Origin of the sequence: Pantoea sp. K16, assembly GCF_048452805.1 — a bacterium.
Taxonomy (GTDB): Bacteria; Pseudomonadota; Gammaproteobacteria; order Enterobacterales; family Enterobacteriaceae; genus Pantoea; species Pantoea agglomerans.
This window is the reverse complement of record NZ_JBLWNV010000011.1, coordinates 106,570-119,037: the sequence shown is the minus strand read 5'-3', so window position 1 is coordinate 119,037 and position 12,468 is coordinate 106,570. Positions and strand designations below refer to the sequence as shown.

Sequence of the window (12,468 nt, the reverse complement as noted above, 5' to 3'; positions counted from 1 at the left end):
GGATTTTCGATATGTCTGACCGCGATCAACTCTTCTCAGCGCCCATTGCAAAACTGGGCGACTGGACTTTTGACGAGCGTGTAGCTGAAGTCTTTCCTGACATGATTCAGCGCTCGGTGCCGGGCTACTCCAACATCATTTCGATGATTGGCATGCTGGCAGAACGTTTTGTTACCCCGGACAGCAAGGTTTATGACCTGGGCTGCTCGCTGGGCGCGGCCACCCTGTCGGTGCGCCGCAATATTCAGGTGCCGGGTTGCCAGATCATTGCAGTGGATAACTCCCCGGCGATGGTGGAGCGCTGTCGTCGACATCTTGATGCGTTTCGCGCGGACACACCGGTAACGGTGCTGGAAGCGGATATCCGCGACATTGAGATTGAGAACGCCTCTCTGGTGGTGCTCAACTTTACGCTGCAGTTTCTGGAACCGCCTGCGCGTCTGGCGCTGCTGGAAAAGATCTGGCAGGGACTGAAACCGGGCGGCGCGCTGGTGCTGTCAGAAAAATTCAGTTTTGAAGATGCCGAAGTCGGTGAGCTGCTGTTTAACATGCATCACGACTTCAAGCGCGCCAACGGCTACAGCGAACTGGAAATCAGCCAGAAACGCAGCATGCTGGAAAATGTGATGCTGACTGACAGCGTTGAAGCTCATAAAGCCCGTCTGAAACAGGCCGGTTTCTCGCACGCCGAACTCTGGTTCCAGTGCTTTAATTTTGGATCTCTGGTGGCGTTGAAATGATCGACTTTGGCCGTTTTTATCAGCAAATTGCGGTGGGACCGCTGGCGAAGTGGCTGGAAGTGTTACCGGCGCAAATCAGCGAGTGGCAGCGTGAAAACCTGCATGGGCACTTCCGCGACTGGTACAAGTCGCTGGAGTATCTCCCGCTGCTGGAGCCTCAAAAGCTTGACCTGCTGCACAGTGTTACTGCCGACCGCGATGACATCAGCGATCGCCATCGTCAGGGTATTGAGAAATTACTGCGTAACCTGATGCCGTGGCGTAAGGGGCCCTATTTCCTTTATGGCACCCACATCAACACCGAATGGCGATCTGACTGGAAGTGGGAGCGCGTGCTACCGCACATCTCTCCGCTGGCCGGCCGCACAGTGCTCGATGTGGGCTGCGGCAGTGGCTATCACATGTGGCGGATGATTGGCGCGGGTGCCCATCTGGTGGTCGGCATCGATCCAATGCAGCTGTTCCTGGTGCAGTTCGAAGCGGTGCGCAAGCTGCTGAACGACGATCGCCGGGCGCATATGCTGCCGCTGGGCATTGAGCAGTTACCGGTGTTGCAGGCGTTCGATACCGTGTTCTCGATGGGCGTGCTCTATCATCGCCGTTCGCCGCTGGATCACCTGTTACAGCTTAAGAATCAGCTGGTCAGCGGTGGCGAACTGGTGCTGGAGACGCTGGTGATTGAGGGCGATGTGAATCAGGTGCTGGTGCCCGGTGAGCGATATGCGCAGATGCGCAATGTCTTCTTCATTCCCTCAGCTGAAGCGCTGAAAAGCTGGCTGGAAAAAAGCGGCTTTGTGGATGTCCGGATTGTCGATTTCGCCCTCACTACCACTGAAGAGCAACGCCGTACTGACTGGATGACCAGCGAGTCTCTGGCTGAATTCCTCGATCCCGATGACCCCAGCAAAACGGTCGAGGGCTATCCGGCGCCTCTGCGCGCCGTGCTGGTCGCCACCAAACCGTAATGCCCTAGCGGCGAGACAATGCCAGTTTCGCCGCAAATCCTATAAACACGCAGCCAGTCAGACGATCCATCACCTTCAGCACCCGCGGTTTGCGCAAATGACCGGCGAAATAGTGGCTGCCGCCAATCAGTACCGCATTCCAGATCAGCCCCAGCAGCATGTGTGCCAGCGCCATCAGACTACACCAGAGCGCCACCGACGCCCCCGCCGGGATAAACTGTGGCAAAAAACTCACATAGAAGATGCCCACTTTGGGGTTTAGCAGATTGCCCAGCAGCCCGCGGCTGAAACAGGCAAGATAGCCCTGTTGCAGCGCCGGTTGTTGCGAGTCGATTGCTGCCTGGCGGGGTTTCAGCAACAATTTCAGCCCCAGATAAAGTAACCAGGCGGCACCCAGCCACTTAAGCAGGTTATAGGCCATTTCGGAGGCCAGCAGCAGCGCGCCTAATCCGAATCCCACCGCAACACCCCAGACCAGACAGCCGAGCGTGATACCCAGTGCCGTCACGCTGGCGCGCTTTGCGCCCTGAGCGACTGCAGAGCGCAGCACCAGCGCGGTATCAAAGCCCGGTGTCAGCGTCAGTATGGTGATGGCAAACAGAAATGAAAACAGCGTGGTGGTCATGGCGTTCTCCCTGGAGGTAACAGCCGGTCAGCAGCGTATGGGTGTCCTGCTAGCGTAACAGGCCCGTCGAATTATCTCACCCTGGACACTCTCCCTGTTCGTCAGCGTGTGCCAGGCTAAGGGCGGTTTAACTTCATATTAAGGAGCTGTGATTATGAGTAAATTTATCTTCTCTTCACCCCGTAAATATGTGCAGGGCGCGGGCGTGCTGGACGAGCTGGGCCCCTACGTGGCCGAACTGGGTGATAACGCTTTCCTGGTCGCGGATGATGTCGTCTGGAAATTGATCGGCGAACGCGCCCAACAGGCGCTGCAAAAGGCGGGCGTTACCTTCAACTGGCACCAGTTCAACGGCGAGGCGTCGAGCAATGAGATCACCCGTCTGAGCCAGCTGGCGAAAAACCAGGGCTGTAACGTGGTTGTCGGGCTGGGCGGCGGCAAAACGCTGGATACGGTTAAAGCGGTGGCGGATGAGCTGAAGCAGCCGGTAGCCATCGTGCCTACTATCGCCTCCACTGATGCCCCCTGTAGCGCGCTGTCGGTCATCTATTCTGACAGCGGCGTATTTGAGAGCTATCGCTTCTACAGCAAAAATCCTGATTTGGTGCTGGTGGACACCGCAGTCTGCGCCAGTGCACCAGCACGACTCTTTGCCTCCGGCATTGCCGATGGACTGGCGACCTGGGTTGAAGCGCAGGCGGTGGCGCGTTCGCATTCAAAATCGATGGTCAATGGTGATCCGACAATTGCCGGACTGGCGATTGCCCGTGCCTGTGAAGAAACGCTGCTTACATGGGGTTACAGCGCCTATGTTGCCGTCACCCAAAAACGAGTGACGCCCGCCGTGGAAGCGGTGGTTGAGGCGAATACGCTGCTATCAGGGCTGGGTTTTGAAAACGGAGGGCTGGCAGCTGCGCACGCTATTCATAATGGGTTCACCGCGATTGATGGTGATATCCACCATCTGACCCATGGCGAGAAAGTCGCCTACGGCACACTGACGCAGATGGTCCTTGAGAAGCGTCCGGATGAGGAAATTGCGCGCTATATCCGCTTCTATCGCTCTATCAACATGCCGACCACGCTCCGGGAGCTGCATCTGGAAAATGAGAGCTGGGAGAATCTGGTCAAAGTGGGTGCACTGGCAAACAGTGAGGGCGACACGCTGAAAAACCTTAATCCAAACCTTTCACCGGAAGATATTGCAAACGCCCTGCTGGCGCTGGATGCCTTTAGTCAGACGGTTAAATAACCACCCGACAGGCGATCATCCGATCGCCTTTTACTCCGCCGCCGCTGGCTGGTCCCAGTACTCATATTTATAGGCGGAACTGAGATGGCGCTCAATAGTGCCGCGCGTGAAGATTTCGGTCTCATGCAGATAACTCAGGGTACAGTTACCCACCTGATCCCAGGACTGACACTCATCTACTGACCGGATGGTGCTCAGCGGTGTGGTCGCCGTGCCGTTGAGCCGCACTTCACGCCATTGGGGATCGTAGGTATAACTGTCGGTGCTGCGGGCAGATGTGGTGCGGGTCACCAGACCCTGCGGATTCCAGTGGTAATGATTTTCACCGTTGGTCAGGGGATCGCTGCCGCGCGCCACGCTCTTCTCCAGCCTGAACTGCCGATCATAACGGTAAGTCGTGTCGGTAAAGCCGCTTTTACCCATGCTGGTAAACCTGTCGGAGGCGCTGGTAATGTTGCCATGCTGACCTTTCTGCCAGTTAATCGTCCCCTGTCGGTTATCGACCACCACCTCTTTGCCCTCTTTCAGCACTTTTACCAGATACGCATATTCCGCCACCCAGCCGCCCTGAACCCGGGCAATGTGTTGCTCCATACTGAGAATCACGTTGCGCTCACTTTTGTCATAGCTGACGTCGGCAACCGTCAGATCGCCACAGGCGTCAAACTGCCCCAGTACGCGCTTTTGCGAGTTCACATCTTTGCCAAACTCACCCGCAACCACCTGCTTCACCGCGCCTTTCGCATTCCCGCCCAGCAAAATCAGGTTATTGCTGTTAGCCACAGCAGCGTTGTTCGGGCTGCATGCGCTGGCCGCAGCGCTGCCACTGCAGAGAGCAGTCAGGATCAGAGTCAGGACAGCAATCGGATTGGGTTTCATAGGATACTTTTCCAGGCGACGTTGCTTTCAGTGTAAACGCTGCGGTGATGAACAGCGGCAATCTGTGAAGATTTCAGCCTGCATCGCCTTTTAAGGTTTTAAGGACCGGAGAGGCGACACGGTTTCAGCATAACGAATAAAGCGGGTGATTACGTTGCTGCCGGGCCTGAAAGTCCTGGATGACATGTAATGATTAATAAGGAGCAGGTGATTTTTATCGAGCCAGGCGAAAGAGTGATAACTTCGCTGCAGCCAGATTTCAGATCCCTCTGACATCAATAACATGCCAGAGAAGCGCAAAACAATTTAACCGGGATGGAGTGTGTTTTACACAAAAAGAACCCCAGCAAGGATACTGGGGTTTGGTACTTGCAAACACCACGTCAATGATCGGCGTGCTGCGCGGCAAAATCTGTTGTGGTTCAGGCGACCCGAACGGTGCTCATCTGCATCACGCTTTTCATCGCCTCAACCACATCGCCGTCTACACAGTAGCGGCTGAACTCGTCAGTCTCGGCTTCTGAACACATGGAGACCCCCGCTTTGCGGTAGCGCATCGGCGACGCCACCAGGCGGCTGGCCGAGCTGTGAACTTCATCAATCCCCATGTCGAGAAACTTTTGCAGGTTGCTAAGACGTACCCCGGCACCCGCCATAATAATAGGACCGGTGCTGGCCTCATTTAGTTCCCTGAGTAATGCAATTCCGTTTTCAGCGCTCTGCTGCTGACCGGATGTCAGAATACGCGCCACACCCAAATCCGTTAGTTCTTCCAGCGCACGCTTAGGGCTGTGACAGAGATCGAAGGCGCGATGAAAGGTTACGGCCAGGCCGTCACACAGCGCCATAATCTGCCGCATCTGACCATGATGAATGTGAGCATCTTCATCCAGCATCCCAATCACCAGGCCAGGAAAACCGAGCTCACGGATTAACGCCACATCCGATTTCATCGCTTCAAATTCGCGTGCGGTATAACAAAAATCGCCACCACGTGGCCGGACAATAGGATGAACCGGAATCGAAACTTCTTGCCGGGCGGCATTCAGCATCCCCGCCGACGGGGTCAGGCCGCCTTCACGCGGTGCGGCACAAAGTTCAACCCGATCGGCGCCCGCCTGTTGTGCGGTCACAGCGCAATCCACGCCATAGCAGCAAATTTCCAGTGTGGTCATTCTCTTCTCCTTTACATGACTCTGGTTCAAGGCAGATTCATCAGTTAGTCTGGCTGCTGGAATGAGTTTACCGGGAAAGTTAACTATGGCATTCAATTTCGACCAACGGATAGACCGTCGTCACAGCGATAGCCTTAAATGGAACAAATATGCGGACCAGGACATTCTGCCGTTGTGGGTGGCAGACACCGATTTCCGATCGCCTGACTGCGTCATCGATGCGATTAAAACCCGTGCCGAACATGGGATTTTCGGCTATGGCGACACGCCAGTTGAATTTATCGATAGCGCGATAGCCTGGCTCGTCTCACGCTATCAGTGGCACGTTAATCCGGAATGGATTGTGGTTTTGCCGGGTGTCGTAAGCGGTCTGAATCTGGCAGTGCGCGCTTTCACCGCGCCTGACGAGCTGACGATTGCGCCAACGCCAATCTATCCACCGTTTCGCGGTGCAGCAAAACTGGCAGAGCGCGGTCAGATCACGCTGCCACTGACGCTGCAACAGGGACGCTGGCTACTGGATCTGGATGCGCCGGAAGGTCAGCTGGACGATAAAGCGCGGCTGTTAATGCTGTGCAACCCGCAGAATCCGGGCGGTACCGTCTATCGCCGCGAGGAACTTCAGGCGCAGCTGGAATTTGCGCAGAAGCACGATTTGATTGTCTGTTCCGACGAGATCCACAGCGATCTGCTGCTGGAACCCGGCGTTAAGCACATACCCTTTGCTTCACTGAGCGAAGATGCAGCCCAGCGTAGCGTGACGCTGATGTCGCCCTCAAAGTCCTTTAACATTGCCGGTCTGGGGGCTTCCATCGCCATCATCCCTAACGCCGGGCTGCGCGCGCAATTCAACCGGGTACGACGCGGCATTGTGCCAGATGTTGATATTCTGGCACTCACGGCAGCAGCAGCGGCATGGCGCGAGGGAGATCCCTGGCTGAATGCGCAGAATGCCTATCTGCGCAGTAACCGTGACTGGCTGGTGTCGCAGGTCAATAAGATGACCGGCCTGTCACTCGCCTCACCGGAAGCGACCTACCTGGCCTGGATCGACGCCAGCGCGCTGGGTATGGCCAGCCCGGCGCTCTATTTTGAAAAGCACGGGCTGGGCTTAACCGCCGGACGTGAGTTCGGCAATGACCAGTTTGTCCGGCTCAATTTCGGCTGTACCCGCGCGCTGCTCGACGAAGCCGTTGCGCGCCTGAAGCGTGCGTTAGCCGCCCGCCTTTAGTTCTGTTCGCTGGCGACAATCTCCTCCAGTCGCCACGGATGGAACTTGATTGTCGTCTGCCCATCCGTAACCGCCAGGGTCGGATTGGGCAGGCGCTCATTCTCGCCCTGCGGTGAACTGGTTTTAAATGAAATACCCGGCTGCGTCAGCGCCTCATCTGAGAGCAAGGCCATCGCGCGCACGCCCAGCGTCTGATGGTCGCCCCGTAACACCACCTCAATATGCTCCCAGCCTTCATGGCGATAACGCTTTTCACCCGGCCATGGCAGTTCAACCACCTCAATCTGCCTGCCTGCGACAATCAGCGGGTCATGGAGTTTGAACAGACAAATCTGCCTGCCGTTGATCATCGCCGCCGAAAACTGCGTGCCAATCTGCTGCAAACCTTGCTGCCAGCGCATCGCCGTTGTGTCCTGATGGCAACGCACGGCGATATGGTCCACCTCCAGATCGGTAAGGCGCAAACCGAGCCGCTGCGCAAAACTTTGCAACGATTCTTCAAAACGTCCTAAATCTGTCTTTAAATCATCCAATTCTGCCGGAAAAGATCTCTTCACTACCCCACTTCCTCTCAATTTGTTTAGCATTTATAACCCGCCTGCCTTTTGGCGCGCCGCGTGCTGAGCATCACATAATGATAAGATTCATCTTATTTGGCCCGAAATTTAACGCTAATCCTCATAATAACATCTTTCATTTCGGATTTATCTCCTGTTTAGGACCATGAGTTCCTTGATGAAAGCATGTTAAATATTTGATTATTATCAACTTCTTTAATACAATAAGATAACTCTCATTTACCTGGCAAACAATTGCAGCTCACCCCGCCTTCCTATAAATTTGACCTAACACAACCAAAAGGAATGGCTCTATGTCTATGCTCATCGTTGTCGCTGTCCTGATCGCACTGATGGGATTTGCAATTTCCCGCCATTGGAAGGTGCGTGAAGATAAAAGCGTAAAGAACCCACGCCGTCATCTGCGACGTCGTTAATGCTTCAGGGAAACATCTTATTCAGCTCTGTTTCCCCGCTTCATCCAACTGCTGACGCCCACTGACATTTCACGTATACTTTTCCCCTCATTTTTTTCCGTTTTGTCTGCCCCATCCGTTTCTGCCTCTTCGTGACGCGATGCGCTCAGGCAAGATGATGACAGCCCGGCTTTCTGGTCCGGGCGTTGCTCAGCACATGAAGGTAACTCGGTGAATATTCAGGCACTTCTTTCCGCAAAAGTCAGTCAGGCAATGGTTTTAGCCGGCGCACCCGCCGATTGCGAACCCCAGGTTCGTCAATCCGCCCGGGTTCAGTTTGGAGACTATCAGGCCAACGGCATTATGGCCGTGGCGAAAAAGCTGGGACAGGCACCGCGACAATTAGCGGAAACGGTGATTCAGCACCTCGACCTGACCGGCATCGCCAGCAAAGTCGAAATTGCCGGGCCGGGCTTCATCAATATCTTCCTTGACCACAACTGGCTGGCCAGCCATGCCCGGGAAGCGCTGCGTCTGCCGCGCCTTGGCGTGCAGCTGGCCGAACCCCAGACTATCGTCGTCGACTACTCCGCGCCTAACGTTGCGAAAGAGATGCATGTGGGCCACGTCCGCTCCACCATCATTGGTGATGCGGCGGTGCGTACGCTGGAATTTCTCGGACATAAAGTGATCCGAGCGAACCACGTTGGCGACTGGGGAACACAGTTCGGTATGCTGATAGCGTTCCTGGAAAAACAGCAGAATGAAGATCATGCAGAGATGGCGCTGGCCGATCTCGAAGGCTTCTACCGTGAAGCCAAGCGCACCTATGATGAAGATCCTGAGTTTGCCGAGCGCGCGCGCAGTTATGTGGTGAAATTACAGGGCGGCGATGACTATTGCCGCCAGATGTGGAAGAAGCTGGTCGACATCACCATGAGTCAGAACCAGAAAATCTATGACCGCATGAACGTCACGCTGACGCGCAATGATGTTATGGGTGAAAGTCTCTATAACGATATGCTGCCTGGTATCGTCTCCGATCTGAAACAGAAAGGCTTAGCGGTAGAGAGTGAAGGTGCGACCGTGGTGTTCCTGGATGAATTCCAGAACAAAGAGGGTGAACCGATGGGCGTCATCATCCAGAAAAAGGATGGCGGCTACCTCTACACCACCACCGATATCGCCTGTGCGAAATATCGTTACGAAACGCTGAAAGCCGATCGTGTACTCTATTACATCGACTCACGTCAGCATCAGCATCTGGTTCAGGCCTGGACTATCGTCCGTAAAGCGGGTTATGTGCCGGAATCAGTGCCGCTGGAGCACCATGCGTTCGGCATGATGCTGGGCAAAGATGGCCGTCCGTTCAAAACCCGCAGCGGCGGCACCATCAAGCTCTCCGATCTGCTGGATGAAGCCTATCAGCGTGCCTACACGCTGGTGCGTGAGAAGAACCCGGAGATGAGCGAAGCGGAAGTGAAAACGCTGGCGGAAGTGGTTGGCATCAGCGCGGTAAAATACGCCGATCTGTCAAAAAGCCGTACCACCGATTACATTTTCGACTGGGACAACATGCTGGCGTTCGAAGGCAACACCGCGCCTTACATGCAGTATGCCTATACCCGCGTACTCTCCGTGTTCCGCAAGGCGGGCATTGATGCCGATTCGCTGGATGCGGAGATTGTGATCAGCGAAGAGCGTGAAGCGCAGCTGTCCACCCGTCTGCTGCAGTTCGAAGAGGTCATTACTCAGGTCGCTCGTGACGGCACGCCACACGTGATGTGTGCCTATCTCTACGATCTGGCCGGTCTGTTCTCCGGATTCTACGAGCACTGCCCGATTCTCACCGCAGAATCAGACACAACACGTCTGAGCCGACTGCAGCTGGCCGCGCTGACCGCGAAGACGCTGAAGCAGGGCCTGGATACGCTGGGCATCGACACCGTCGAGCGCATGTAATCTCTGAAACGGAGAGGGGTTTCCCTCTCCGTTGCTGAATTCGTATATCCGCTCTGATCCCCCAAATCTTCGCAGCAGGATGGTGTTATGTCTGTAGCCGCGCACCTCATCAGCAGCCACCTTCCCACCATAAAACAGTTACAGTGCTTTCTGGCTGTTGCGCACGAGCTGAATTTTCGCCGGGCCGCAGAGCGTCTCAGCATGACGCAACCTCCGCTTACTCGTCAGATTCAGAGTCTGGAAGATCTGCTGGGCCACTCGCTGTTCAGCCGCACGACCCATGAGGTAACGCTCACCGATTCTGGCCGTGCGCTGGTCGCGAAGGCGGAAGCGATCCTGACTGCGCTGAATGCCCTGAAGCAGGATGCGCAGCCCGCCGCGGCACGGCTACGCATCGGGCTGACCCGCACGCTGAACTTTGAACTGATTTCGCCACTTAACCGGCAGCTCGCCGCTTTTCATGCCAGCGAAGAGATGGAGATGCCCCGCCTGACCTCCCCTCAGCTTTTGCAAAGCCTGGCCAAAAACAGTCTGGATTTAATACTCACCGGAGAAAAGGGGTCGGATGCGGAAGACACCATTCAGTACGCCTGGGTTTACCGTGAGCCGCTGCTGATTGCCATACCGTCGGCGCATCCTGCCAGTGTGGCGGAACAGGTCTCGCTGGAAGCGCTGGCCAATCTGCCGCTGTTCTGGTTTGCCCGCAGCGCCAATCCGCTGTTTTACGATAAATGCGAGCGCTACTTCGCCACACTCAGCGTCACGCTGAAACGGGTGAGAGAGCCGGACGATTCCCTGCTGATGCTGTCGCACATCGCCAGAGGAAAAGGATTCGCCCTGATGCCGCAGTCAAAATGCACCTTTAATCAGGCAGGTCTCTGTTACCGCCCGCTGACAGAAGATGCGGCACAGCAGCTGGCGATTGATGTTTACGCGGCGATTCGCGCCGATGAAAAAAATGAGGCGGTTCTCAATGCGCTGAGAGAACTCTCTGATCCCGGGATGCGATAAAGTCCGCATGATGCTGCATCGCTGAAACGCAGCGAAGCATCCCCCTCTTCTTACTTGTTAATCCCCGCTCAGCCTGTTGCTGAGAGCTTACTGTGTCGACATGCCGGATGTATGTCTGAAGCGCTTTCATTCGCCTGATACCTTTTTTGCATGACGGAAAGAGCAATTCATTGCTTTCACGCGGAGTGAAACAATCGCGTCTCACATACGAGGAGCGACAATGAAAAAGCGAACGTTAACTCAGGGTCTGGACGTCAGCGCAATCGGCTATGGCGCGATGGGGCTCAGCGAATTTTATGGTCAGACCGATGACCGTCATTCCCTGCAACTGCTCAATAAGCTGCGCGATCTGGATATCACCTTTATCGATACCGCCGATCTTTACGGTCGCGGTCACAACGAGCAGTTGATAGGTCAGTTTCTTGCCGGGCTCAATCGGGCCGAACGGCTGAAGTTCACCGTGGCCACCAAATGTGGCATTGAACGTCCTGCTGAAGAGGCCTATGCCCGCACCATCAACAATCAGCCGGACTACATTACCCGCTGCTGCCATGCATCACTGAAACGGCTAGGCGTTGAGCGTATCGATCTCTTTTATCTGCACCGGATCAGTCCGGCGACACCGATTGAGGAGAGCATGCAGTGTCTCAGCCGTCTGGTGCAGGAGGGAAAGATTGCCCGGATTGGGCTGTGTGAAGCATCGGCTTCAACACTGAATCGGGCGCAGGCGATCCATCCGCTGGCCGCGCTGCAGACGGAGTATTCACTCTGGACGCGTGACATCGAAGAGGAGATTCTCCCTATGGTGAAAAAACTCGGTATCGGACTGGTGCCCTATTCACCGCTGGGCAGAGGATTTCTGACGGGTAAATACCGTAAAAACAGCGATTTTGCCGAGGGTGATTTCCGCAAAAATAATGACCGTTTCCGGCAGGAAAATATCGATCACAATCTCCAGCTTCTTAACGCGGTGACGCCACTTGCTGAGAAATATCACGCCACCACCGGGCAGATTGCGCTGGCCTGGCTACTGGCACAGTATGACAAAATTGTGCCGATACCGGGCACCAAACAGATCGCTTACCTTACTGAAAACGCGCAGGCCGCAGATATCGAGCTGGAAGAGGAAGATATCGCGATGCTGAACGCTGTTCATCAGCAGATTGAAGTTAAAGGCGGTCGCTACTCTGAGGAGGGAATGAAGGGGGTGAACGCCTGAATACAAACTACGCACTTGCGCACTGTGCATCGGTGCGTTAAATTGTCTTCAGTGTGATACAGGGAGGTAATGAGGTGGCAACGTTAAGGAATATTGAAAGTTTCAGGGATGACTGGCTTAAGGATTATTTTTTATATGGCAAATTTTCCAAAAGAATACCGTCAAGCCTCTCATCAGCGCTGGCGCGAAAGCTCGACATCATCAATGCGGCGATTAGCTATAAGGATTTAAAGTCGCCGCCAGGCAATCGTTATGAGGAACTAAACCCGCCTCTCAAGGGATATGCTTCAATCAGGGTCAATGAGCAATATCGGCTGATCTTTAAATGGATAGAAGGTAAGGCCGTTGACCTTTATCTGGATGCTCATAGCTATAAAACGCACAAGCGATGAAAACTGAGCCTGGCTGCATCAGGCGCTGTAAGACAGCATGTAAC

General features: G+C 54.9%; 13 protein-coding genes. 9 read left to right on the top strand and 4 right to left on the bottom strand.

Annotation, left to right across the window (positions count from 1 at the left end; translation table 11 throughout):
* Positions 1-11 precede the first annotated feature (11 nt).
* Both cmoA and cmoB read left to right on the top strand, forming a co-directional pair.
* Positions 12-740: a carboxy-S-adenosyl-L-methionine synthase CmoA gene (gene cmoA / locus ACK13D_RS15550; protein ID WP_010258614.1), complete on the top strand. Its 729-nt coding sequence runs from the start codon at positions 12-14 to the stop codon at positions 738-740.
* Positions 737-1,705 (top strand): tRNA 5-methoxyuridine(34)/uridine 5-oxyacetic acid(34) synthase CmoB, encoded by a 969-nt coding sequence (gene cmoB / locus ACK13D_RS15545; protein ID WP_010258611.1) that lies wholly within the window; start codon positions 737-739, stop codon positions 1,703-1,705. Before cmoA ends, cmoB begins: the two co-directional genes overlap by 4 nt.
* A 4-nt stretch (positions 1,706-1,709) precedes the next feature.
* Here cmoB and ACK13D_RS15540 read toward each other — a convergent pair whose 3' ends face one another.
* On the bottom strand, positions 1,710-2,330 hold the full coding sequence (locus tag ACK13D_RS15540) for a LysE family translocator (protein WP_033757930.1): 621 nt from the start codon (positions 2,328-2,330) through the stop codon (positions 1,710-1,712).
* Between the two features lie 154 nt (positions 2,331-2,484).
* Here ACK13D_RS15540 and ACK13D_RS15535 point away from each other — a divergent pair, with 154 nt between their 5' ends.
* Entirely contained in the window at positions 2,485-3,582 is a 1,098-nt protein-coding gene (locus ACK13D_RS15535; RefSeq protein ID WP_115387459.1) for a glycerol dehydrogenase, read from the top strand.
* A gap of 30 nt (positions 3,583-3,612) precedes the next feature.
* On the opposite strand, the gene ACK13D_RS15530 is transcribed toward ACK13D_RS15535, so the two are convergent.
* Both ACK13D_RS15530 and cutC read right to left on the bottom strand, forming a co-directional pair.
* Positions 3,613-4,461, bottom strand: a complete 849-nt coding sequence (locus ACK13D_RS15530) for a hypothetical protein (RefSeq protein ID WP_010258604.1) — start codon at positions 4,459-4,461, stop codon at positions 3,613-3,615.
* Between the two features lie 422 nt (positions 4,462-4,883).
* Positions 4,884-5,636: a copper homeostasis protein CutC gene (gene cutC, locus ACK13D_RS15525; protein ID WP_010258601.1), complete on the bottom strand. Its 753-nt coding sequence runs from the start codon at positions 5,634-5,636 to the stop codon at positions 4,884-4,886.
* A gap of 85 nt (positions 5,637-5,721) precedes the next feature.
* Between cutC and ACK13D_RS15520 the strand changes: the two genes are divergently transcribed.
* A complete protein-coding gene (locus ACK13D_RS15520) occupies positions 5,722-6,867 on the top strand; it encodes a MalY/PatB family protein (protein WP_346450047.1) in 1,146 nt (381 codons plus the stop codon).
* On the opposite strand, the gene ACK13D_RS15515 is transcribed toward ACK13D_RS15520, so the two are convergent.
* Positions 6,864-7,454: a VOC family protein gene (locus ACK13D_RS15515; RefSeq protein WP_050542711.1), complete on the bottom strand. Its 591-nt coding sequence runs from the start codon at positions 7,452-7,454 to the stop codon at positions 6,864-6,866. The two genes, ACK13D_RS15520 and ACK13D_RS15515, sit on opposite strands and share 4 nt — an antisense overlap.
* A gap of 284 nt (positions 7,455-7,738) precedes the next feature.
* Between ACK13D_RS15515 and ACK13D_RS15510 the strand changes: the two genes are divergently transcribed.
* The 5 genes from ACK13D_RS15510 to ACK13D_RS15490 all read left to right on the top strand — a co-directional run bounded on the left by ACK13D_RS15510 (position 7,739) and on the right by ACK13D_RS15490 (position 12,424).
* Complete coding sequence (locus ACK13D_RS15510) at positions 7,739-7,861, top strand: hypothetical protein (RefSeq protein WP_009089698.1); 123 nt, start codon at positions 7,739-7,741, stop codon at positions 7,859-7,861.
* Positions 7,862-8,071: 210 nt separating this feature from the next.
* Positions 8,072-9,802: an arginine--tRNA ligase gene (gene argS / locus ACK13D_RS15505; protein WP_346450046.1), complete on the top strand. Its 1,731-nt coding sequence runs from the start codon at positions 8,072-8,074 to the stop codon at positions 9,800-9,802.
* An 87-nt stretch (positions 9,803-9,889) separates the two neighbouring features.
* Positions 9,890-10,813 carry a LysR family transcriptional regulator gene (locus ACK13D_RS15500; RefSeq protein ID WP_163763027.1) on the top strand — a complete coding sequence of 308 codons (924 nt, stop codon included), beginning with the start codon at positions 9,890-9,892 and terminating at the stop codon, positions 10,811-10,813.
* A gap of 220 nt (positions 10,814-11,033) precedes the next feature.
* Positions 11,034-12,032 (top strand): aldo/keto reductase, encoded by a 999-nt coding sequence (locus tag ACK13D_RS15495; RefSeq protein WP_010258582.1) that lies wholly within the window; start codon positions 11,034-11,036, stop codon positions 12,030-12,032.
* Positions 12,033-12,106: 74 nt separating this feature from the next.
* A complete protein-coding gene (locus ACK13D_RS15490; protein WP_010670815.1) occupies positions 12,107-12,424 on the top strand; it encodes a type II toxin-antitoxin system RelE/ParE family toxin in 318 nt (105 codons plus the stop codon).
* Positions 12,425-12,468: the final 44 nt, after the last annotated feature.